The organism is Nostoc sp. LPT (assembly GCF_017115165.1).
Lineage (GTDB): Bacteria > Cyanobacteriota > Cyanobacteriia > Cyanobacteriales > Nostocaceae > Nostoc.
The window spans coordinates 26,283-49,560 of record NZ_JABXKF010000130.1 but is presented as its reverse complement, the minus strand read 5'-3'; the positions used below and the strand labels follow the sequence as shown (position 1 = coordinate 49,560).

Sequence of the window (23,278 nt, the reverse complement as noted above, 5' to 3'; positions counted from 1 at the left end):
TCTCCCCATTCCCTACTCCCCATTCCCCATTGCTTTATCTAAGGACACTGCTAATACTACATTTTGAGTATTTACCATTGCTGTAATTGTTGGTTCAGTCCAACGCACTAACCAACCAGGTTGAATGCCGAAAATCACAATCAACACAGCTAAAATTGCAGCTGGGATGCGATCGCTCCAGTACACACGTGGTAAGTTGGTAACTGGTGCAGATAGGCGTCCAAAAAAGGCGCGGTTGACGAGTATTAGGAAATAAACTGCTGTTAAACCAGTACCAAGCATACATAACAAAGTTTGCACTGGAAAAACTGGAAAACTTCCCCGATAAACTACGAATTCGGAAATAAACCCTAGCATTCCTGGTATACCAGCGCTGGCCATGACTCCGACAATCATCAAGCTACCGATTACTGGCATACCCCGTTCTGGGTTCAGTAATCCTTGAATAATTGCTAAATCACGGCTTCCGGCTTTTTTATATACAACCCCTACCAACAAAAACAGCATTGCAGAAATCAAGCCGTGGCTAATCATTTGCATCACAGCACCCAATACACTTAAAGGTGTGGCCGCTGCCGCCGCTAAAAGCACGTAACCCATGTGTCCAATGGAGCTGTATGCTACCATTTTTTTCATATCGCTTTGGGCGATCGCACAGGATGAACCATACAGTACACTCACTACTGCCCAAGTCGCCAACCAAGGAGCTAGATAACTCCAAGCTTCTGGTAACAAGTTCATGCCAAAGCGCAGTAAGCCGTAAGTTCCCAACTTCAACAGCACCCCAGCCAATAGCACGGAAATCGGTGTGGAAGCTTCAACGTGAGCATCTGGCAACCAAGTATGGAAGGGAACCAAGGGAATTTTAATTCCAAAACCGATCAAAATTCCCGCTAGCAATAAAAGCTGTGTTCCTAGAGGTAAAGTTGTCGCATTCAAGGTTGCTAGTGCAAAGTTAGAGGAACCACTCAGCCAAACCATGCCAAGGAAACTTGCTAAAATCAGGATTCCCGAAACCGCTGTATAAATGAGAAATTTAGTCGCAGCATAACCCCGTTTGGCGCCACCCCAAATGGCTATTAGCAAATACAGCGGAATCAGTTCCAATTCGTAAAACAGGAAAAATAACAGTAAATCCTGTGCTAGAAAGGCTCCTGTCACCCCAGCGCTTAATAATAGTATCAAAGAGTAATAAAATTTAGGGCGCTGTAGCGATTCATCGCTGCTGTAGATGGCAATGGCAGTTAACAATCCATTTAAAACCAGCAATGGCAAAGATAAACCATCTATGCCAAGGTTATAGTTCAAGCCTAAAACATCTATCCAAGGAAGAGACTCAGCAAACTGTTGAGTGATTTCTCCTGGATGAAACTGAGTTACTAATAGGATTGTCCATAAGAAAGCAATACTGGCAAAGACCAAAGCCACCCCACGGGCGAATTTCCCACTGATGCCAGAGGGCGAGAAACCAATTAAAGCTGCGCCGATTAACGGCACTAGAATTAAAACACTAAGCATAGACTTTAGGTAAGGGGAGCAGGGGAAGCAGGGGAGCAGGGAGAAAATAATAAATTTTTAACTCCTTAACTCAGCACTCAGCACTCAGCACTCTTAAAAAGGCAATTTATCTAGTAAACCCAATGACCAACTGATGAAAAAACCCAGGACGCTGACAACTGCTAGGATGGTCAACATATAGCCCTGAGATTGCCCAGAAATGCTGTACTTTAAAGTTTGTCCGCCGAAAATGGTCGCAAACCCAACCAAGTTTACTAAACCGTCAACCAAGTAGCGATCGCTCCAAGCAGAAATTTTAGATAGCAGTCCGACTACACTTACCACGGTTACATAATAAACTCGGTCAATATAAAAATCATAACCTAACAGGTCTTGCAGAAATCTCCATGCCAAGATTCTGGATCTTGACCAAGCTTTGTGCAGATAAACTGTACACCCTACACCCACGCCTACAACGGTAGACCCAAACAACGCTAAGACCACATACCAATTAATACTTTCCCAAGCTGGTAGTAAGTACCATTGCTGTAGCATTAGAGGTAGAAGCAGAGTCAGCACTGTCAGAAACACCATTGGTAAGGCCATCTGCCAACCAACTTCTGGGGTGCGACGGGTCTTTTGTTGCGGTTTTCCCCAGAAAACTAATCTGAATACTCTCGTCAAATTCAATGCTGTCAAACCATTGACTAATATTAAAACCCCAATTACCCAAGGGCTAATACTCACGAAACCGTCAGCCCACGATAACATTGCCCAGAAACTTCCTAGTGGTAGCAGCGTTACCATCCCGGCTGAACCGACTACAAAGGCTGTGGTGGTGGCTGGCATTCGTGACCACAAACCGCCCATTTCTGTTAAGTCTTGGCTTTGGGTAGTTAAGATGACTGAACCAGAACTCATAAATAATAATGCTTTAGCGATCGCATGAGCTAACAGCAATATCAAGGCTACACCCCCTTGCTGTAACCCCACCGCCAAAAACACTAACCCCATGTATGCACTGGTAGAATGAGATAGCGATCGCTTAATGTCAATTTGAGCTATGGAGACTAATGTGGCCCCAATCGCCGTCACTGTACCCATGACTACCAAGGCATTCAAGGCAACTGGTGATAGGGCTAATAATGGTTGAAATCTATACAGTAAATAAGCACCACCAGCTACTACCAGAGAGTTCCGCATTACCGAGGCAGGGTTGGGCCCTTCCATTGCCTCATCTAACCACAGGTGTAGTGGAAATTGGGCACATTTACCAGCAGGCCCAGCAATTAACGCCAACCCTAGCAGCGTCGATGTCATTGGACTTAAATTAGCTGTTTGCGCCCACTCATATAAATCCGAAAAGTTCAAACTCCCGGCTAAGGTGGAAAGTGTCACTACAGCCATCAGCAATAACAAGTCTCCTACCCGTTTAGTCCAAAACGCATCTCGCGCCGCTGTCACTACTAGTGGTTGAGCGTACCAGAAACCCACCAGCAAGTAAGTCGAAAGCGTCAAGACTTCCAAAAGGGCATAGCTGAGAAACAAAGAATCGCTGATTGCTAGACCACAAAGCGCCGCTTCAAAAAATCCCAGCAGCCCAAAAAAACGCGCCAACGACCAGTCCTTTTCCATGTAACCCAAAGCGTAAACTTGTGCCAGTAAGCTTAACCCTGTAATTAAAACTGTTGCCCCAATGCTGACTGGCGATAGTTCCAAGGCAAAAGATAAATCTAAATCTGCTGCTTTGAACCAATTTATTAGTAAGTTTACTGGTTCTCTATCCCAGATACTTTTAAATACAAACAGGCTATGGATAAAAGCTAAAACGGTCGTCAACAAGTTGAAATATGCCGCAGGTCTTGGCCCTGTTCGCTGAATTATTCCTATTCCCCACGGCAAGGTCAAAATTGCGCCCAATAAGCTATAAAAAGGCACAAACCAACTTGTTGAAAATAGAAATTGATCCATTTAAATTTACCTTGATGACTCAGCCTTGATTTTTAAAAAAATTTCAAACAATTACTTATTTAATAAAATTAATTTACCAAAATATCGATGTTTTTTTACTATTTTTTTAACTAAACTTCCAGAAGTACTTTTACTTAACGCTACCCTATGAAATATAAGTAAAATATAACTTTACATAAGCAAAAGCATTTACTTGCCTTAACATCACTGACCTTTTTACATTTGTCTTTCTACTTTGACCAGAGTACTTTATACGATATATTTGAAAAACTTATGTATTTTTTACCTAGTCCTTGTACACCTAGCAAGATTTAACTAAAGATAGATACAGCAAAGCATACAGCCGCTGCTTACCTCTCATCAGATCGGATTAGCCTTGGTTATGAATGTCGTTTTGTAAATGTGATAAAGAAATTATAAAGCATAAGTGGCTGCTCAAGGAATTAGTAAACTTTAATTGCTCAGAAGCCTAGATAAATTTTTGTTAAGTTTTTTAAAACTTTCTTATCATAAACTATTATAGTAATTTATATTGCCAGGAACGCCAAGCTTTCCTATGCTTAATTTGGAAGTGTTTTCTTAGCTATAAGATCAAGCTCTCCCCGTCAAAAAATTCAAGCGACAGTACAGATTGCATTAATTTTGTAGGAGTTCTGCGATGCCAATTGCAGTTGGAATGATTGAAACGAAGGGCTTTCCAGCAGTGGTGGAAGCTGCTGATGCGATGGTGAAAGCCGCCCGTGTCACCTTAGTAGGGTATGAAAAAATTGGTAGCGCTCGCGTCACCGTGATAGTTCGGGGAGATGTATCGGAAGTGCAAGCTTCCGTAGCAGCTGGGGTTGAAGCGGCAAAAAGAGTCTTTGGTGGTGAAGTGTTATCCACTCACATCATTGCTCGTCCTCACGAAAACCTGGAATACGTCTTACCGATACGTTACACAGAAGCGGTGGAACAATTCCGTACTTAAAAGCTGTTTAAACAAAGTAATTAACGCTCTTTGCCTAATTGAGCATCATTCTTGTCCAAGACTAAAAACTTTGAAATAGGGATTAAAACTAATGTCAATTGCAGTGGGAATGGTTGAAACGCTAGGCTTTCCAGCAGTGGTAGAAGCTGCTGATGCAATGGTGAAAGCTGCCCGCGTCACTTTAGTAGGTTATGAAAAAATCGGTAGTGGTCGGGTGACAGTAATTGTCCGGGGTGACGTTTCGGAAGTGCAAGCTTCTGTAGCCGCAGGAGTTGAATCTGTAAAGCGAGTCAATGGTGGACAAGTGTTGTCTACTCATATCATTGCTCGTCCTCACGAAAATTTGGAATACGTCCTGCCAATTCGTTATACCGAAGATGTAGAGCAATTCCGGGAAAATGTGAATGCAATTCGTCCTTTTGGTAGAAGACCGTAATTTGTAATGCAAGTTGCCAAAGTTCGCGGCACAGTAGTTAGCACCCAAAAAGATCCAAGTCTTAGAGGTGTAAAACTACTGTTGTTACAATTAGTGGATGAAGACGGAAACATCCTGCCACAATATGAAGTAGCAGCAGATAGTGTAGGAGCAGGAGTAGATGAGTGGGTACTTGTCAGTCGTGGCAGTGCTGCTCGTCAAGTCCTTGGAAATGAACAACGTCCATTAGATGCAGTAGTGGTGGCGATCATAGATACCATTCACGTTGAAGATCGCCTCATTTACAGCAAAAAAGATCAATATCGGTAGTCATTAGTCATTAGTCATTGGTCATTAGTCATAAGTCATTAGCTCTCGACAAATGACAAATGACAACTGACAAATGACAATACAGGAGGAATCTCGCGATGGCAGTCCGCAGCACGGCGGCACCCCCAACCCCGTGGTCAAGGAATTTAGCTGAACCCAAAATCCATGAAACTGCCTTTGTACATTCATTCTCCAATTTAATTGGGGATGTACGAATAGGTGCAAATGTAATCGTTGCTCCGGGGACTACGATTAGAGCGGATGAAGGCACACCTTTTTATCTGGGTGAAAACACTAATATTCAAGATGGTGTTGTCATTCATGGGTTGGAGCAAGGCCGAGTAATTGGCGATGACCAAAATAAATACTCAGTATGGATTGGTAAAAACGCTTGCATTACCCACATGGCTCTAATTCACGGGCCAGCTTATGTAGGTGATAATTCCTTCATTGGCTTTCGCTCTACGGTGTTTAATGCCAGGGTGGGTGCAGGTTGCATCGTGATGATGCACGCTTTGATTCAAGACGTAGAGATTCCCTCTGGTAAGTATGTACCTTCGGGAGCGATAATTACCAGCCAGCAGCAAGCTGACCGCTTGCCAGATGTGCAAGATCAGGATAAAGAATTTGCTCATCATGTGGTTGGAATTAATCAGGCATTACGAGCTGGTTATCTCTGTGCTGCGGATACTAAATGTATAGCACCCATTCGGGATGAGAACGCTAAATCTTATACAGGTAATGGTATTACTGTTTTAGAGTTGGAAAGGAGTAGTGAAGTGTCGAGCAATAGCTTGGGTGGAGAAACAATAGATCAGTTGCGGTATCTGTTGGGGCAAGGGTATAAAATTGGTACGGAACATGTAGACCAAAGACGTTTCCGTACGGGTTCTTGGACTAGTTGTCAACCAATCGAAACCAGATCGCTTGATGAAGCGATCGCAGCATTAGAAAGCTGTTTAACAAACCATAGCGGTGAGTATGTCCGATTGTTTGGCATTGACAAAGGTAGACGGCGTGTGCTAGAAGCCATCATCCAACGTCCTGATGATGATGCAAAACCAGCTACCAGCTTTAAAGCTCCGGCTAGTCGTGGTAATAACAGTTACAACAGCTACAGCAGCAGTAATGATAATGGTAATGGTAACGGTTCTAGCAGTGGCAAAGTCAATGGCGAAACTCTAGAGCAAATTCGCCAACTCTTGGCAGGTGGTTACAAAATTGGCATGGAACACGTAGATGAGCGGCGTTTCCGCACTGGTTCCTGGACTAGTTGCAAGCCAATAGAAGCAACTTCTACAAATCAAGTCATCTCCGCTTTGGAAGAATGTATCGCAAGTCATCAAGGCGAGTATGTACGTTTAATCGGCATTGATACCAAAGCCAAACGGCGGGTATTAGAGACCATTATCCAACGTCCAAATGGTCAAGTAGCTTCCTCTGGTAGTCACAAATCATTTACTACTAGTGCAGCACCCTCTGGTACGGGAACAGCTAGCAGTAAGCGCTTGAGTTCTGAAGTAGTAGACCAACTCCGGCAATTATTGGCTGGCGGGTCTAAAATTAGCCTTGAACACGTGGATGAGCGCCGCTTCCGTATAAATTCCTGGGCTAGTATCGGTCAAATCCAAGCCTCCTCAGAAAGAGAAGCGATCGCAGCTATAGAAGGACACCTCGGCGAATACCAAGGGGAATATGTACGCTTAATTGGTATTGACCCCAAAGCCAAACGGCGAGTATTAGAGACTATTATCCAACGTCCAAACGATCAAGTAGCCTCCTCTGGCAGTCAGAAATCATTTACTAGCAGTGCATACTCTACTACTGCTACAGCAACAGCTACCAGTACCCACTTGAGTAGTGAAGTCGTAGACCAACTCCGGCAATTATTGGCTAGCGGCTCAAAAATTAGTATTGAACACGTAGATCAACGGCGATTCCGTACAGGTTCTTGGACTAGTACCGATCAAATTCAAGCCTCCTCAGAAAGAGAAGCGATCGCAGCCGTAGAAAGACAACTTGGCGAATACCAAGGGGAATATGTGCGCTTAATTGGTGTTGACCCCAAAGCCAAGCGTCGCGTATTAGAAACGATTATTCAAAGACCATAGCAGTGCTGAGTTAAAAGTGCTGAGTGCTGAGTTAACACTTTAAAGACACCAGTCACACCAACTGTAAACTCAGATTTTGAAACATACTAATTACTCAGCACTCAGCACTCAGCACTCAGCACTCAGCACTCAGCACTCAGAACTACATCGGGCTTGCGAGGTTAAAATTTCCATGTCTGTGCCGCTACTGCGCCTCAGCAATAACTTTGATTCTTACATTAGTGGTGAGGTGACTATTCATCCAAGCGCGGTACTTGCACCTGGGGTGATCCTTCAAGCGGCAGTAAACAGCAAGATCGTCATTGGACCAGGAGTCTGTATTGGCATGGGAGCAATTCTCCAAGTCCATGAAGGCACTCTAGAGGTAGAAGCAGGTGCAAACCTGGGAGCAGGTTTTTTGATGATTGGCAAAGGCAAAATTGGCGCAAATGCTTGTATTGGTTCAGCGACTACAGTTTTTAACTATTCGGTTGAACCTGGACAAGTAGTACCGCCTGGTTCAATTTTAGGAGACACCAGTCGGCAGATTGCTCAAACAAAGGAACCCGAACCATCTACAACAAATAACCCAGCTTCTACAAGTACGCCACCGCCGAAAGAAGAAGTAAATGGCTCAGGTGGAGTTAAGGAAAAGGAAACTTCCTCAACTAACTTCTCAACTTCGGCTTTTGTAGATTTCAAACAAAACAAGTCGATTTCTTACTTTAAATCTCCCGCCACTCCCGAAAGTCAGTCTCCTCGCGTGGAGGAACCGACCAATGATGTTGACTCCAGCTTGGAGTCAGCCGCCCAACCGTCTACAGAACATAACTTAGACCCCAGTCAGCCCGCCGCAGAATCGCCTAACGGTTTTGGGACTCAAATTTATGGACAAGGGAGCATAAACAGACTGTTGACTACATTGTTTCCTCATAGACAATCCTTGAGCGACCCAAACTCTGACGATTAGTCTGAGTAAGTGTTAATTGTAAGGTGTCGGCTTTTTCCGTATTTTGGAGAATTCATCATGGAAACATATAATCAACGTTCTATTCGCACTATCCAGGGAGCGAGTAATCAAGAAACCTATCAGGATACTGCTTTGGGTTTAGTTTCTACCCGCAGCTTTCCGGCGATCGTTGGGACGGCGGATATGATGCTGAAATCAGCGGGAGTTCACCTGGTTGGCTATGAAAAAATTGGTGGCGGTCATTGTACTGCGATCATCCGGGGTGGAATTGCTGACGTACGTCTGGCGGTAGAATCAGGTGTGCAAACGGCTGAACAGTTTGGTCAGCTGGTTTCTAGTTTGGTGATTCCCCGACCTTATCCCAACCTAGATATAGTGCTTCCCATCACAACTCGTTTCACTAAATTAATGCAAGAGGGCAATTCCAGCCGTCTGAGTAACCAAGCAATTGGTTTGGTAGAAACGCGAGGATTTCCCGCGATGGTAGGAGCATGTGATGCGATGCTCAAAGCTGCTGATGTTCATTTAGCAGCTTATGAAAAAATTGGTGGGGGTTTGTGTACAGCAATTATTCGTGGTTCCGTAGCAAATGTGGCGGTAGCAGTGGAAGCAGGAATGTTTGAAGCAGAACGCATTGGGGAATTGAATGCAGTGATGGTAATTCCCCGACCGCTGGATGAAATGGAGTTAACCTTGCCATTAGCAAGCTGCTGGATAGAAGAACGCGAACCATTAAACTTGCCAGTGAATATCAAAGAACAAGTTGCGGAAATCGAAGTACTAAGATTACCAGACTTAACCAAGCTACCTACAAAAGTTCAAGAAGAATTATGGAATGATGAATGATGATAGATGAATTTTGAAAAATCATCATTCAACATTCATCGTTTAGATGGAAGGCATCTTACGCTTTAGCTATTCTGAATAATAGCTTCTTAAATCCATAAATAAAATACCTTTATTTTAATATAAATAATAGAGTTTTATCTATGAATGAAACTCGTAACTTTCTGTGAGCATCACTATATCATTTGCCAGTGTTCAGCAATACTAGTTTTATATCTATATAATCGCTATATACAGGAGAATCACCTTTGAACCAAGCGACGCTGCACCAGTTAAAGGTATTCGAGGCGGCGGCACGGCACAGTAGCTTTACTCGTGCTGCTGAAGAATTGTTTCTTACCCAACCTACCGTTTCTATGCAGATCAAGCAACTAACAAAATCGGTAGGTTTGCCATTATTTGAGCAAGTGGGGAAGCGATTGTATCTGACGGAGGCAGGACGGGAATTATTTGCTACTTGTCGGCAGATTTTTCACAATATAGCCCAGTATGAAATGAAGGTAGCAGATTTAAAAGGGCTAAAACAGGGACAATTACGTTTGGCAGTAATTACAACAGCAAAATATTTTATCCCACGTTTGTTAGGGCCATTTTGCGAACTTTATCCAGGAATTGATATCTCGCTGCAAGTAACAAATCACGAACAAATTTTGGAACGGATGAGTCAGAATCTGGATGACTTATACATTATGAGTCAAATTCCAGACAATATAGATGTGACTTGTGAACCATTTCTAGAAAATCCTTTGATAGTCTTTGCACCAGCTAATCATCCTTTATCCAAAGAAAAAAATATTCCTATACAACGCCTGTCTAACCAACCTTTTATTATGCGGGAACCAGGTTCAGGAACTCGGCGCGCCGTCCAAACGCTATTTGAAGAAGAAGAGGTGACGGTAAAAGTCAAGCTAGAATTGGGAAGTAATGAAGCAATTAAACAAGCGATCGCAGGTGGTTTAGGTATTTCTGTTTTATCCCGTCATACCTTACTATCAGACACTTCAGAGTTCAGTATTTTAGATGTACAACACTTCCCCATTCAGCGGCATTGGTACATGGTTTACCCATCTGGCAAGCAGCTGTCTATCGTCGCTCGTGCCTATTATGAGTATCTACTAGCTGCGGCAAAGAATTTCGTCGAGCAAAAAGCTGATACTGCTTATAGTACCTTTGAACCAATTCACGGATAAGATAATTCGTAATTCGTAATGAGGCTCTCTACGAGACGCTGCGCGTAGCTTGCTTCTCTGTAAGAGTACGCATACTCGCTACCGCTACGCTAACGTAATTATGAATTACAAATTCTCTAAAGGGGTTGACTGTTAGACCGATAAACATTGACAATTAACCAGCAGAATCATTAAAAATGGGGGAAAACTAGCAGTGGTTAACCCGGAAATACCGTCTTGGCACAAAACAGTACAAAGCGAGATTGTAGCTGTTACCGTGTATTCTGACAGAGCATTGGTTACACGGCGGGGTGTAGTTGATTTAACAGGAATTGAACAGGAATTAGTAATTACCCCAGTGCCAATGACTCTAGAAACTGAGTCTGTTCGGGTTAGCGGTACAGGTACGGTAGGGGTGCGCTTGGTGGGAGTTAGTAGCGATCGCATCTATACTACTGAACCTCTAGCGGAGCGAGTAGCACATTTGACAAGGCAAATTCAGCAATTAGAGGCAGAAAAACGCCACCTACAAGCCCAGGTGGATGCTTTAGCATTGCAATCTAGTTTTATCGCCGGCTTACGTGAAAAAACAGAAGAACCCTTTGCACAGAGTTTGTCTCGGAAAAATCTCAGCCTCAGCGAAACTTTGGATTTCCTCAACTTTCTCGGAAGCCAGTATAGTGAATATGCGATCGCATCTGGAGAGTGCAAAACTCAACAGCAGGAATTAGACAAACAACTGCAAGCACTCCACACCTCATTGCAAATAATCCAAACACCCCATCCTAAAGAAAGTTTTAGCTTAGTTGTAGCCGTTGAAGTAGCGGGTGAAGGAAAATTTGAATTAGAGGTATCCTACATTGTAAATCGCGCTAGTTGGAATCCGCTTTATGACTTGCGCTTTAGCACTACCAGCGATATTGTGCATCTGAGCTACCTTGCAGAAATAACCCAAAGCACCGGTGAAGATTGGATTGGTGCAAATCTCACCCTTTCTACCGCTAAACCGGGATTAGGTACACTTCCACCCAAACTTGAACCCTGGTATATTGATGCGCCACGTCCCCATAGAGTGCGAGAACGACGATCTCGACTAGCTGCCCAACCACCACTACTGCCTAGCATACCAGAACCACCTGCTTCTGCTGCCAGAGCAGATTGGCAAGAAGAAGACGAAGTTGCAGAGGATAGTCTCATCCCAGCAGAAACCGTTACAGCGGAAGTATCTAAAGAAGGGAGTGTAGTTACCTTTAAACTGAATGGTGGTGGTAACATTCCTAGTGATGGCGCACCCCATAAAACTACGATTTTCAACGATGATTATCCTTGTAGCTTCGATTATGTGGCAATGCCGCGCTTGGTAAGCTTTGCTTATCTACAAGCTAATGTGAAAAATAGTCCCAACGGTGCGACTTTGTTAGCTGGTAAAGCAAATATTTTCCGCGATAACGTTTTTGTCGGCACTACTCGGTTAGAAAATATTGCACTAGGGCAAGAGTTTAAACTGAACTTAGGAATTGACGAAGGTTTAAAAATTGAGCGCGACTTAGTTGAGCGCCTGGTAGATAAAAGATTAATTAGCAACCAGCGCCGAATTACTTATAGTTATCGGTTGATTGTTACTAACTTACTTGATAAAGAAGTAAATCTAAAACTAACTGAACAACTGCCAGTTAGCCGCAACGAGCAAATTAAAGTACGTCTCAGTCGCAGCAACCCACAAATTCAACTCTCTGAAATGGGAATTTTAGAATGGCTGTTAACTCTTCCAGCCCAAGAGCGACGAGAGATATATTATCAGTTTAATGTTGAATATCCGCCTGACTTAATGGTAGTTGGGTTAGATATTTAGGGAATCTTGAAAAATACGCTATTTTTCCTCTGTCTAGAGTGGTAAAAGAGGGTTATATACAAGCTGCTTTCATTGCATAGAACCGCTTCGCCAGAATCTGCGATCGCAGATAAGTCAGCTTTACATCTACCATCAGTCTTTTTTTGTCAAGTCATATTGACGATTTGTAACGGAATTGTTATATTTAGTTACATAAATAAACAAAGAAGAGAAAAAACTATGTACACTACCACTAACGAAGACGGCATTCTCAACAACTACGCAGCAGAACCTAAGATGTACTACGCTGAATACCCAGCAATTTGGGAACAACGTAAATACGTTTTACAGGGTCTTTTTGCAACTTTAATCGTCACCGCTTTAGTTTTGGTTGGTTTTAGCGTTAGCTAAGATTTTTTGATTTCAGTATCGCTGTATCTCATCGTTAATCTCACTTCTCGACTTTACCTCGGCTAATTTAGTCGGGGCTTTTTGTGTTTTAGAGGCTATTTATTGTGAAAATGGTCAAATCAGAAGATTACAGAGCAAAGCCAAAGACGCTCTGCCTCCGGGTTACATAGCTTCAAAAAAACGCTATTTCTACGGGGTTCGAGTTCAGTTATTAACAACTAAAAGGTTAATAGCCTATCCCTTTATTCACAAATTACTTTTTGATCTTCGCTAAAATCATACTTTGCTTTAAATAAAGGTTAATAGATAATCTTATCAGAAGCAGAAACATAAATTGGTTTGCCTTTAAGATCGGCAAGAATTTTAATTGCTGAGTTGGGATGTGCAATCAGACACAGGGGTCTTTCTTGAAAATTGCTGTAACTGTAGCTATGGCATTCACGGCATCGATGCCATAAATCAGAAAAAAATCTAGCGTACCCCCATCAACAATTGAGTACCACTGAGAAGCTAGAGACCACTCCGCCTTGATAGTTAAATCTAAACTGTAGTCTTTGTAAATACCAGTGGCGTAGGCGCAGCCCGTCGTAGACATCGCTTAGTAAAATCCACCGCATTCCGCTTGTGCTATCTAGTTTGTACTAAAGTTAGCTTTATTCAACCGAGAATTGCTAGTTGACAGTTGGTTGCTATTAGTACAAGCAGCAATAACGCTGCTATTAATTCAGATAGAAGCTTATTGAATAAAACTATGGTGACTAAGGCGATGAATTGTTGTTGATGAGGATGATAACGGATTCATAAAATAGTATGATGCTCTCTCCTATCTGCCGTTGTAGCTGAATCTAAATGTACATTCTAGAATCAACTTTTGATTCACTAGCGAATAGGGCTGAATTTCTAAAGCACGTTGAAAAGCTCGGATAGCTTGACCATACTCTCCTATTGCTGCATAACATAAGCCCATACCATGAAGCGCCCCAAAATGTATTGGATTTATCTGCACAACCATCTGACAATCTGCCAGAGATTTTTGATAATCGCCAATACTGTAATAGAGGAAAGCTCGACGATTCCAAGCTTCGGCAAAATCTGGCTGGTCTTTAATTAATGCTGTCAGCGCTGTTTCAGCTTCAGCAATTTCACCTGCATCCAGTAACTTTTGACTGCGGTCAATTATTTCCAGCCCATAGATTCCCTTTTGCTGAAACCAGATCCGCCAGATTTTTCTGGTTGCGTTGTCGCGCACTGTGGGATCGGGGTTTTTCAACTCTTCAAGTAAGGAATTGATAAATAAAGAATCCATGAATTTGAGATCAGTGAATATACCTTTGTATTAACTTTCTCACAAAATATATCGATTAAATCATTTTTAAAGTCATCTTTAAATTAGCCGTGATTAATCGCTAATTATGAAATTTTTGTGTAATTTATTGTGTTCAACAATACGACTAATACCACACTAGATATTTAAAGTCATAAAAATAAAAACTGATTAGAGGTAGCTAACAGATCCCTTTGGCGACATCAATGATGCCACAACTGCAAGATGCAACAGACAAAGGTTGTTTGCAGGTAGATGGCAAGATTATGAAACCAGGCGGTAATTTGGTTATTACCAAAGCCGCAGTTGCGCCAGTTCGGTATTTACCAGGAATTACTAAGCGCTTTGACATTGCAGAATCACAGTTGCTTTGCTCGCAAAGAATGTGTCACCAGAGTGGAATATATGGACTTCTAAGAATTAATGCCGAATATGTTGTATTGGTTTTTCACAAATTGTCTTAGCGGCTAACATAGTCTTTATTAGAACCTAAATTTATCTGCTTACTAGCTGCACCGATAGGTATAGAAAGTTTTGTAATTTACATTACATTTTGATCTGGTACTATATGCATCTGTCATTGATGACTATTTGGATAAACATGACTATATTAAGTATTGGGTTGTGAGATATAGGTACGGTGGGCTAGCCTAAGCTTATCTAGCACAAAATAAGCTGATTAGCCATGAGCAAATGACGATCAAATCCAGTTATTAACCTAACACTGCACAAATTGTGAGTTAACAAATTTTAGTTCATCAAATTTGGAAATATTCTTAAATAAATACATACTAAATACATCACATTGACATAGTTACTTTATATAAAATAGTAATTAATTTTATCAGCTATTTCATAATCATCTACTATAATGTTGGGATATTACAATTTCCCGATTATAACGATAAATATTACATAGTAGCACTAATAATACAACAGACTATAGGACAATTAGAAACAGAAATATCACAGCGGATTACAAATTTATATAATGATAAACTAGGAAAGTCTCCTAGCCAAATCATTTGTCATTTTTTTGATACTGAAATCGTAATTTCTATAGAAAACTCTGTTACCCCAGCTGAACAAACTTTACTGAAAGGAGGTTATGATACTTTAGCTGAACAAGTACGATTATATTTAGAGAAAATAATTAAACCAGATTTAAAAAATTTGATTGAGGAAATTATTGGTCAACCTGTCCTCTACCTGATGACAAACACAAATCTAATAACAGGTCGTTCTGGGATTGTTGTAATTCTCAAGGAATTATCTGAAGTTCGTAATCCCGAATCTATTCCCAAGATAAATGTTAGGAATTTAGCTGACTGATGTAACGACTGATTACTACTTCTAATTGATTAAAATCATAGGGTTTAGTAATGCAATCATCTGCTGTGAGCATCGTGGAGCGATCATCTTGTACCGTTGTTAGAGATGTGACTGCAATGATTGGAATGGTAGCAGTTTTTGAGTCATGTTTGAGATCGTCAATGACTTGGTTCGCACTCAAATTAGATAGCTTCATATCTAGCAGGATTAAATCTGGTTGATGAGTTTGTGCCAACATCACAGCCCTCACCCCTTGTTTGGTACAAATACATGAAAAATTTAATATTCCTAGATGAGAATTAAGTAGCTCTAAATCATGTAAACTCTGTTCTACAACCAAAATTAAAGGCTGTCCATTCATAAGCAGTTAGTCCTGTCCAAGAAAAGCTGGGCATAAAAACTCTATCCATCAGGAAAACCTGAAAGTCTTTGTTTATAGTATGTGTTTAATTCAATGTACGAACGACCAACTCAGGCATAAAAATGAATAGGTTAGTGTATAGTTCATTCGGTTATCCATCGGCGCTAAATTTTAGGAAATAACATAGCAAAGCAGTCATAACATCAAGCAAATATTAGCATAAGTGATGTATGTAATTGCCAGGATTGACTATAAAGATCGGTATTTTATGGTAAGTAGAGGATACTTACAGTACTTGAAGTTGCAGATTTACCAGCCTTAGCCAGGAGTGCCCAAATTGCGTAGGCATCGCCCTTGTTACATTACCATAAATTAATTAAGTATATTTAACTATCAAGTAATTGACGTGCATAAGCGATCGCCTCTGTTAATGTTGAAACTTTCCCCTCAGCTTGTGCTACGGCAATTTCTGTCAACAGTTGACCGATGATTGGCGAAGCTGGAATATCTAATGCTATAATCAACCCCTTCCCGCTTACTAGTGGAGTAGGATGAGCGATCGCATCATCAGGGTTGAGGTAGCGGTTGATCAAAGGTGCTAAGACTTGGTAGCTTATTGCTTTAGTTTCCACTGCTGTGTGTAGTGGCTTGTCACCAGATATTGCCTCTACCAAATTATTAATTGCTACAGCTAGCACTGCCGTAGCAGGGAATACAATATCTGCGTCATGAAACAAAAAGTATTGTTCTCGCAACGACATATCAACTACTTGAAATTGCGGTAACAATTTTAAAGCAGTAGTTACACTTCGGATTTCTGCACGACTATAAGTTAGTTCCTGTAGCTCTATTTCTGCTAATTCTGGATTTGGGTTGACAAGACAAGCAAGTTTGGCAATACCTAGCCAAGTAGTTTTAATACTATCGCGGATATATTCTTGCAGTTGTATCCCTAGTTGTTGCCACTTTTCTGTGAGTAAGGCGGCGGCTGTGTCAACTGCTGCTAGTTTGAGCAAGCTTTCACGGGTGGCATTTTTGAAAAAAGGGGCAAGTAAACCATCTTCCCAAGCTGTTGTGATCCAAGGAGTACCCTGAGAATTGCTGAGTAGATAGCCAATTTCTACCCTAACTCTTTCGGCTGCAACTTTGCTGATATGCGATGCCAAAGAACGAATTGCAGCTTGGGTAGCTGGTTCAATAGTAAAACCTAGTTGGGCGGCTTGGCGATAACCTCGCATTAACCGCAAAGGGTCATCTTCTAGGTTTGCAGGTGATACCATTCGCAAAATGCCCTGTTGTAAGTCTACATAACCTTGCAGAGGATCGATAATTTCTTGCGTATGGGGATTATAGGCGATCGCATTTACTGTAAAGTCTCGTCTGTGCAAATCAACTTCTAAACTATCTCCTTCCTGTTGGGCAAAGTCAGCTGTAGCGTGGGGAAAAACCACACGCGCAATTTGTCGTTTGGCATCGAGTAACACAAAACCAGCTTTGTAATGATGAGCGATCGCTCTCGCTACCTTTACCGCCTTGGATGGTATAACAAAATCTAGATCCAAATATTCGCGAGTTCTGCCAAGAATCGCATCTCGGACAGCGCCACCTACCATGTAAGCGGGTTTTGGCAAGAATTCCAAGCTGAAAGGCCAATTTTCGGGAGCTAGGGTAGAAGGAATTGATTCGTGCATTGTAATAAAAATCAACCCAGCAACTCATGAATAACAGTTGGGCTTAAGTTAGATTAACAATAAAGGCCCCTGGAGTTGGTTCTATTATGTGTATTTGCGTGAATTGCCACTATGTAGACAGCTGTGTTACCTATCATGCCGTAGAAGGGCAGCACCAACAGCCTCACTTGACTGAAACACCAAATTTTGATCCGAATGAACCTTCTATCAATGTCAACATTCGGACTAAAGAGGATGTGATTGAAATGGAATGGGATGTTGTTGGTTGTCTGAGCTTTAAGCGGGAAACAGGCAAGTGGTCGAAATTGCGTCCTGGTGAATTAGTGCCGACTTGAGAGAAAATGATTGGTGTATCTTACAGCTATTTTCAGGTAAATAGACCACGCGGTAGGGGCGCAAGGCCTTGCGCCCCTATGACAGATGTGCTTCAAATACATGATTTCTGCTGTAATGATTTGTCCTTCAACGATCGCAAATTCATGGTGGAGGAGACTGTCAGGAAAGCGCTCGCAGAAGATAAAGAAGCCAGCCAAGAGAAACCAGCATGACCAACGCACAGCGACTAGACCATGTAGAAGATGAACTCGAAACTGTTAAACGATTGCTAGTGTCTACTGCTAGCTATGCCGAATCAGCAAACAGGCGGCTTGATGAGTTGACCATAAAACAAGACCGTACCCAATCTCACCTTGATGAGTTGACCATAAAACAAGACCGTACTCAATCTCACCTTGATGAGTTGACCATAAAACAAGACCGTACTCAATTTCACCTTGATGAGTTGACCATAAAACAAGACCGTACTCAATCTCACCTTTATGAGTTGACCATAAAACAAGACCGTACTCAATCTCACCTCGATCAACTAGGGGCACGTATTGACCAGGTAGGGGCAAAAGTTGACCAAGTTTCTGATCGGGTTGATAGTTTTATCACTCACACGCAACGCCTATTTACAAAGACAGGCAGTGAGATCGAGGAAACAAAGGCACGAACTGAGCGATTAGAAGCACTCATGCTAAAGCTTGACCGAAGCTTTGAGGAACAAAAACCTTAGTTTCAGGAGTTTCAACTTACTATGGGTGCTGCCTTGGAGCGAATTGACCGAGTTTTAGACTATCTACTGAGACAGCAAGGCGGTAATCAAAATCCCCTATCCTAGCCGCGATCGCTATTAGAGAGTCAACAGCAAGCGAAAATTTGCGATCGCCTACGGCGGGCGTTTGCGCCATCGCGTTCTGATTTTGTTGAAACAGCAGAACCTTTGGCCTGAGAATTCTGTCCAAAGCAGAAGAAAAGATATGTAGTTTCTTTTAATTAAGAACTGCTATGTTATATGCTTGAATAAATCGCGTTAACTTTATAAAAATAGATATTTTAAATAACTTTGCTAACGGAACAAGACGAGCTTGCCATAAATAAATACGCTTTAACACTACATACCACCACACCAGAATTAGGTCTAGCAATTAGTAATTTTGCAGGCGATACTCGCTCTAAAGTTTGGAATTTGGGGCGCGATCTATCTAGCTTAGTGCATCAATATTTAATTGAATTTATCAAACCGCAAACTTGGGCAGATTTGTCCTTTATCGCAGTTGCAAAAGGCCCCGGCGGCTTTACGGGAACTCGGATTGGTGTCGTGACTGCTCGCACTTTGGGACAACAGTTAGATATTCCTGTATTTGCGATTTCAACTTTGGCTGCGGTAGCTTGGTCAGAAGTAGGCAAAAGTCAAAATCTAAAAACTATTGCTGTGGAAATGCCAGCACAACGAGGTCAAATTTTCGCTGCTATTTATCAGTTTGAGCCAGATGCTTCTAAACTAAGAGTGTGTTTGTCAGATAGAGTATTGACACCAGAAGCATGGCAGAAAACTTTAGCGAATTGGAACACTAATTATCAATTGATTCAAGCTCAATCTGGGTTAGCAGCGACGGTGATAAGTATTTTGGAATTAGCTAATCTCGATTGGCAAGAGGGCAAGTGTCCTAATTGGTCAGAGGCTTTGCCATATTATGGGCAGCATCCTGTAGAGGGTGCATAATGGTTGTAAACTAGTTATATAATGACTAATTTACTCATTTTGAGCATGGTTTAAGCATTATAATTAACAGCGCTAAAGCACCCAAAAATAAGGCTCAGAAGGGTCAAATAACAGTAAGACTTGACTCAGGTACTATTAAACCCTGCTTTCTTAGAATATATTTTGTAAATGAGAAGTAGGTAAAGTTAACAACTGGGATTACAGTAACTATCTGAAGCAGAGGCACACCAAATATTAGTATTAAAGCATCTTTCCCATCCAGCGTAAGGCCCTCGCCACCACACTACAGCAATCTTACCATCATGATTTTTGGGGCTGTAAGGACGACCATTAATAATATCAGGTAAGGAATTTGTAGTGATATCTCTGACTTTTGACCAAGTTAAGCCATTATCAGTTGTACGCCACTCTTGTAACTCTCTTGTTCCAGTAGGATATGTAGATAATAAATCAGAATTATTAGTTGGATTCTGAACTACAGTATTAACCAAATATACAATATTGGGATCATTAGCATCAAAGCAGCAACCACCTGTATAACAAGGTTCATCATAAGGAAATCCGTTTACTCCCTTAGTACCCATACCTGGAGATGACACAGCTACTCCTCTAACTATGGTCTGAATAGAGGGAACAACATTAGCTCCTGTAATATCAACTGGAGTTATCCATGCTGTTCCATCACATCTAGAGAACATATAGCGTTGATTAGTATAACCAAAGCTACCAGAACCATTATCATAAGTGGTGAATAATACACATGGGTTTCCATCACAACCTATTATAATATCCCAGATCCATGACCTAACATTCACACCATTCCAAACCATAGTAGGGTCACTACCCCCACGGTGTTTAGGTCGTATAGGCAAGCTAGGGAATTGCTGACCTCTAGCTGATGGGTTAACTATTTGTACGCCAGCAGAGGTATAATAACGGGCTTTTTTAGCTGTTTTATCCCACTGTAGATAGAAATGATATAAACTCGTACCATTTCCATTCCCTCTTGTACCTGAGTCACCTTGATGACCATCAGTGCATAAAAAGTCTACACGGCCTTTACTATTTACTACAGATTTTACATAAGGGCGTTGATTTTTCCAAGGGTCAATAGTACTTTCAATCAAAGGTAATGCATCATTATAAGACGCTGTAGGATTTGCAGTATTCTGAGTATTTGCAAACACAATAGCATGTGGGGCCTTAGGTGGTGTACCAGTGCGGAAATGATAAAGCAACATTCCAGCATCTTCTAATAACCTGGGATTACTATAGCAAGTTGGTAAATTAACATTAGGGCTTGAAACTGTGTTAGCAGGGCTATGTACAATTGCCGTAGACCACTCTGTAATATCTTCTGGGTAAATAGTAGTTCTTGACCTAATACCACCTGGGTCATTATGAAGGCCATAATAACAAGTAATCCTGCCATCAGACCTTATGAATACTGCTGCATTATCATGGTCGTCAATTTCAGCTCTATCAGGGTTAGCAATATTTGATATATCAGCTAAGTCAAAATGAGTATATTCTTTGGTTGTATTATTTACTTTTGTAATTCCAACAACACCTCTATTATCAACCCAACCTATATAAGTATTATCCCCATAACAAACTGCTCTAGGAGCTGTAAAGAATGTCCATACCCCATTTTGATGCACCATAGTACCTTCACAAGTTGAAGTAGAACCTGCCACTTTTAAAACATTAGAAGGTGTTCCAACTCCTGAGGCATTTATAGCACTAACTCGAAAATATACTGCCCCCGCAGATTTTGTAATATTATATGCTGCTAAGTTAGTGTTTTCTGTGTTTCTAACTATTGTCCACCCACTAGTACCATTAACACTACTTTCAATTACATAACTTGTGATTGCCCCACCTAAGCCGCTAGAAGCAGGGGCTTTCCATTCTAGATGACATTTATTACTTACTGTGTCAGTAAAAGTATAGTAGGGTAAATTGAGTGGTGAATCATTTCTAGCTGGGGTAAATGACCTAATATCTAAAGATGTAGGTGCTGTTGGTGTACCTGAAGTTGGCGTGACTGACATAGTACTTGAGTTATAACTACTACCAATAATATTAGTTGTCCTTACTCTGAAATCATTTCCAGAGCCACCTAAACATACCCCTGTAACTGAATTAATATTGACTGAATTTACAAATGCGATCGCATCACAGTGCATAAATTCAAAATCAAAATAGCCACAGCCAAACTGGGAGAGTAACCAACAATACTATAGCCCCAGCAGCTAAGGCAGTAACTGCCAGATCGCGATCAAGATTGAATGTCTCAGCAATTACCAGTGTGGCGAAAGCTGGAGGCATAGCCATTTGTAGCACGATTATCTTTGCGATCGCCCCAGTTAATCCAAACAGTGGTAAGATGCTGCCCAATATCAAGGGAACTAGCAGCATTTTGATTCCCAAGCTCATCCCTGCTTGTGGTAGGCTACCCCAAGATTTGAGCAGCGCCAGTCGCATTCCAATTAATACCAGGGATAAAGTTACACTACTCCAAGCAAATTTCTCCAGGCAAAATTCCACGACTGTGGGAATTGTCACCTGCCGAAACAGCAAGCCAAATCCGAAACCCCACAGGGCAGGATTAATTAAGATGGGCCTAGCAATCTGCCAATGATTATGGATACCACCGCCAAAACGCGCTGCTAGTAACACACCCAAGCCATAAGCTCCTGGGAATGAACCTAGCAAATCGTAAAATAACGCCCAAGCAAAGTATTCCTTGCCTACCATTGCTAAGGTAATCGGAAAGCCAAGATAACCTGTATTACCCAACATTGCTGCTAATATCAAGCTAGCCTGAGTTGGTGATTGGGGGACGGTATTTCTAAAATAGGCTTGTGCTTTAATTCCTAAGTAAGCTAAAAATGCTCCTAGAAAAATGGCTAAGTAAGCGATCGCGGGTGCAATCCAAATTTGCCCCGACAAGCTAGATTGACGCAAAAACGATACTATGCTTATGGGTACTCCCACCCAAAAAAGAAACTGTCCTAAACGTGTAGGAACTGTTACAGGTAGTTTGCGTCCCAGAATAAAACCTACCAGGACTAATCCTCCCAGCTTGACGTATAGTTCTAAAAGGTTTGTCAAGATTGCGCCTAAGAACCACAGATGTAAAATGCTACCTGTTACGTTTACTTTTGTCCAGTGCAAAATCTGTTATGGCTATTCCACAAAAACAGGAGTTTACCTTTGAATAAGGCAGGGTTTTCTGGAAAACCGCAAAACTCATCGAATGACCTTGGCGATGATATTCCAGTGGCTGTACGCGATACGCCTGTTGCAGCACCTAAAATTTGGTTGCAACCCCGAATTATCCTTATTGGGGGAATTGCAGGATTTGTCTTGCTGGCTTTAATTGGCAGTTTTTTGTTTTTCGTCACAGCACCCAAAAAAACTGCCGATTCTCAACTTTTACCAGCTACTTCTACTCCTACAACTCCAACAGCATCTAATAATTCCAGCGATACTGTGTTAGGGCATTTTCCATACCCAGAAGCCCCTGAGTCAGAACTAGTAACCATCTCCGCAAATAGGGGCATTAGAATGCGAAAAGCTGCTGCCCAAAAGTTTGAGGAGATGGTAGCAGCAGCCCGGAGTTCAGGTGTAATTTTAGTACCAATTTCTGGTTTTCGTTCAGTCAAAGATCAGGAGCAGTTGTTTTTTGCTGTCAGTGCCCAGCGAAATCAAACGCCAGCACAACGAGCCGCCCTCAGCGCTCCTCCTGGTCATAGCGAACATCACACAGGTTATGCTGTGGATGTTGGAGACGGAGCAGTACCAGCAACTAATCTTCAAACTAACTTTGACAATACCAAGGCTTATCGGTGGCTGCAAGCAAATGCAGCGCGTTTCAGCTTTGAAATGTCTTTTCCCAAAGATAATGCTCAAGGTGTGAGTTATGAACCTTGGCACTGGCGTTTTGTAGGCGATCGCAATAGTTTAGAAATGTTCTACAAAGCCAGAAACTTGAAACCCGCTAAGATATCGCCATAGGAG

General features: G+C 41.8%; 24 protein-coding genes and 1 pseudogene. 16 read left to right on the top strand and 9 right to left on the bottom strand.

The window, feature by feature from the left end:
- Positions 1–12 precede the first annotated feature (12 nt).
- Positions 13–1,518 (bottom strand): NADH-quinone oxidoreductase subunit M, encoded by a 1,506-nt coding sequence (locus HWQ58_RS24040; protein WP_292868125.1) that lies wholly within the window; start codon positions 1,516–1,518, stop codon positions 13–15.
- A 93-nt stretch (positions 1,519–1,611) separates the two neighbouring features.
- The gene (locus HWQ58_RS24035; protein WP_292868122.1) at positions 1,612–3,468 is read right to left on the bottom strand and encodes an NAD(P)H-quinone oxidoreductase subunit F; all 1,857 of its coding nucleotides are present in this window, start codon (positions 3,466–3,468) and stop codon (positions 1,612–1,614) included.
- 658 nt (positions 3,469–4,126) lie between these two features.
- Between HWQ58_RS24035 and HWQ58_RS24030 the strand changes: the two genes are divergently transcribed.
- From HWQ58_RS24030 to HWQ58_RS23990, 9 genes are all read left to right on the top strand, one after another.
- The gene (locus HWQ58_RS24030; RefSeq protein WP_012410633.1) at positions 4,127–4,435 is read left to right on the top strand and encodes a carbon dioxide-concentrating mechanism protein CcmK; all 309 of its coding nucleotides are present in this window, start codon (positions 4,127–4,129) and stop codon (positions 4,433–4,435) included.
- 91 nt (positions 4,436–4,526) lie between these two features.
- Entirely contained in the window at positions 4,527–4,871 is a 345-nt protein-coding gene (locus HWQ58_RS24025; RefSeq protein ID WP_010995041.1) for a carbon dioxide-concentrating mechanism protein CcmK, read from the top strand.
- A 6-nt stretch (positions 4,872–4,877) separates the two neighbouring features.
- Positions 4,878–5,180, top strand: coding sequence for a EutN/CcmL family microcompartment protein (locus tag HWQ58_RS24020; protein WP_229460483.1), 303 nt, complete (start codon positions 4,878–4,880; stop codon positions 5,178–5,180).
- A 98-nt stretch (positions 5,181–5,278) separates the two neighbouring features.
- Positions 5,279–7,291, top strand: a complete 2,013-nt coding sequence (locus tag HWQ58_RS24015) for a ribulose bisphosphate carboxylase small subunit (RefSeq protein ID WP_292868119.1) — start codon at positions 5,279–5,281, stop codon at positions 7,289–7,291.
- A 172-nt stretch (positions 7,292–7,463) separates the two neighbouring features.
- Positions 7,464–8,240, top strand: a complete 777-nt coding sequence (locus HWQ58_RS24010; protein WP_292868476.1) for a transferase — start codon at positions 7,464–7,466, stop codon at positions 8,238–8,240.
- A gap of 57 nt (positions 8,241–8,297) precedes the next feature.
- On the top strand, positions 8,298–9,086 hold the full coding sequence (locus HWQ58_RS24005) for a BMC domain-containing protein (protein WP_292774366.1): 789 nt from the start codon (positions 8,298–8,300) through the stop codon (positions 9,084–9,086).
- A 248-nt stretch (positions 9,087–9,334) separates the two neighbouring features.
- Positions 9,335–10,276 carry a LysR family transcriptional regulator gene (locus HWQ58_RS24000; protein WP_292868117.1) on the top strand — a complete coding sequence of 314 codons (942 nt, stop codon included), beginning with the start codon at positions 9,335–9,337 and terminating at the stop codon, positions 10,274–10,276.
- Positions 10,277–10,469: 193 nt separating this feature from the next.
- The gene (locus HWQ58_RS23995; RefSeq protein WP_292868114.1) at positions 10,470–12,107 is read left to right on the top strand and encodes a mucoidy inhibitor MuiA family protein; all 1,638 of its coding nucleotides are present in this window, start codon (positions 10,470–10,472) and stop codon (positions 12,105–12,107) included.
- Between the two features lie 219 nt (positions 12,108–12,326).
- The gene (locus tag HWQ58_RS23990; protein ID WP_194040917.1) at positions 12,327–12,497 is read left to right on the top strand and encodes a ssl1498 family light-harvesting-like protein; all 171 of its coding nucleotides are present in this window, start codon (positions 12,327–12,329) and stop codon (positions 12,495–12,497) included.
- Positions 12,498–12,885: 388 nt separating this feature from the next.
- On the opposite strand, the gene HWQ58_RS23985 is transcribed toward HWQ58_RS23990, so the two are convergent.
- Together HWQ58_RS23985 and HWQ58_RS23980 are read right to left on the bottom strand one after the other, a co-directional pair.
- Positions 12,886–13,092, bottom strand: coding sequence for a hypothetical protein (locus tag HWQ58_RS23985; RefSeq protein WP_292868109.1), 207 nt, complete (start codon positions 13,090–13,092; stop codon positions 12,886–12,888).
- A 228-nt stretch (positions 13,093–13,320) separates the two neighbouring features.
- Positions 13,321–13,803 carry a tetratricopeptide repeat protein gene (locus HWQ58_RS23980; RefSeq protein ID WP_104904698.1) on the bottom strand — a complete coding sequence of 161 codons (483 nt, stop codon included), beginning with the start codon at positions 13,801–13,803 and terminating at the stop codon, positions 13,321–13,323.
- Between the two features lie 227 nt (positions 13,804–14,030).
- Here HWQ58_RS23980 and HWQ58_RS23975 point away from each other — a divergent pair.
- Both HWQ58_RS23975 and HWQ58_RS23970 read left to right on the top strand, forming a co-directional pair.
- Positions 14,031–14,189: pseudogene (locus HWQ58_RS23975) on the top strand (hypothetical protein); the annotation flags it as partial.
- A 427-nt stretch (positions 14,190–14,616) separates the two neighbouring features.
- Positions 14,617–15,153: a DUF2294 domain-containing protein gene (locus tag HWQ58_RS23970; protein WP_366838560.1), complete on the top strand. Its 537-nt coding sequence runs from the start codon at positions 14,617–14,619 to the stop codon at positions 15,151–15,153.
- On the opposite strand, the gene HWQ58_RS23965 is transcribed toward HWQ58_RS23970, so the two are convergent.
- Positions 15,134–15,514 carry a response regulator gene (locus HWQ58_RS23965; protein ID WP_292868105.1) on the bottom strand — a complete coding sequence of 127 codons (381 nt, stop codon included), beginning with the start codon at positions 15,512–15,514 and terminating at the stop codon, positions 15,134–15,136. The two genes, HWQ58_RS23970 and HWQ58_RS23965, sit on opposite strands and share 20 nt — an antisense overlap.
- A 386-nt stretch (positions 15,515–15,900) precedes the next feature.
- Positions 15,901–17,205 carry a CCA tRNA nucleotidyltransferase gene (locus tag HWQ58_RS23960; protein ID WP_292868103.1) on the bottom strand — a complete coding sequence of 435 codons (1,305 nt, stop codon included), beginning with the start codon at positions 17,203–17,205 and terminating at the stop codon, positions 15,901–15,903.
- Between the two features lie 86 nt (positions 17,206–17,291).
- Between HWQ58_RS23960 and HWQ58_RS23955 the strand changes: the two genes are divergently transcribed.
- The 3 genes from HWQ58_RS23955 to HWQ58_RS23945 all read left to right on the top strand — a co-directional run bounded on the left by HWQ58_RS23955 (position 17,292) and on the right by HWQ58_RS23945 (position 18,262).
- On the top strand, positions 17,292–17,540 hold the full coding sequence (locus HWQ58_RS23955) for a Ycf34 family protein (RefSeq protein WP_292868100.1): 249 nt from the start codon (positions 17,292–17,294) through the stop codon (positions 17,538–17,540).
- A 78-nt stretch (positions 17,541–17,618) separates the two neighbouring features.
- Complete coding sequence (locus tag HWQ58_RS23950; protein WP_292868097.1) at positions 17,619–17,753, top strand: hypothetical protein; 135 nt, start codon at positions 17,619–17,621, stop codon at positions 17,751–17,753.
- Positions 17,750–18,262 carry a 6-aminohexanoate hydrolase gene (locus HWQ58_RS23945; RefSeq protein ID WP_292868094.1) on the top strand — a complete coding sequence of 171 codons (513 nt, stop codon included), beginning with the start codon at positions 17,750–17,752 and terminating at the stop codon, positions 18,260–18,262. Before HWQ58_RS23950 ends, HWQ58_RS23945 begins: the two co-directional genes overlap by 4 nt.
- A gap of 19 nt (positions 18,263–18,281) precedes the next feature.
- On the opposite strand, the gene HWQ58_RS23940 is transcribed toward HWQ58_RS23945, so the two are convergent.
- Entirely contained in the window at positions 18,282–18,437 is a 156-nt protein-coding gene (locus HWQ58_RS23940; RefSeq protein ID WP_292868091.1) for a hypothetical protein, read from the bottom strand.
- A 155-nt stretch (positions 18,438–18,592) separates the two neighbouring features.
- Between HWQ58_RS23940 and tsaB the strand changes: the two genes are divergently transcribed.
- Entirely contained in the window at positions 18,593–19,252 is a 660-nt protein-coding gene (gene tsaB / locus HWQ58_RS23935) for a tRNA (adenosine(37)-N6)-threonylcarbamoyltransferase complex dimerization subunit type 1 TsaB (protein ID WP_292868088.1), read from the top strand.
- A 185-nt stretch (positions 19,253–19,437) separates the two neighbouring features.
- Here tsaB and HWQ58_RS23930 read toward each other — a convergent pair whose 3' ends face one another.
- Both HWQ58_RS23930 and HWQ58_RS23925 read right to left on the bottom strand, forming a co-directional pair.
- Positions 19,438–21,306: a BNR-4 repeat-containing protein gene (locus tag HWQ58_RS23930; RefSeq protein WP_292868085.1), complete on the bottom strand. Its 1,869-nt coding sequence runs from the start codon at positions 21,304–21,306 to the stop codon at positions 19,438–19,440.
- 145 nt (positions 21,307–21,451) lie between these two features.
- Positions 21,452–22,369, bottom strand: coding sequence for an AEC family transporter (locus HWQ58_RS23925; RefSeq protein ID WP_292868470.1), 918 nt, complete (start codon positions 22,367–22,369; stop codon positions 21,452–21,454).
- A gap of 102 nt (positions 22,370–22,471) precedes the next feature.
- Here HWQ58_RS23925 and HWQ58_RS23920 point away from each other — a divergent pair, with 102 nt between their 5' ends.
- The gene (locus HWQ58_RS23920) at positions 22,472–23,275 is read left to right on the top strand and encodes a M15 family metallopeptidase (RefSeq protein WP_292868082.1); all 804 of its coding nucleotides are present in this window, start codon (positions 22,472–22,474) and stop codon (positions 23,273–23,275) included.
- Positions 23,276–23,278: the final 3 nt, after the last annotated feature.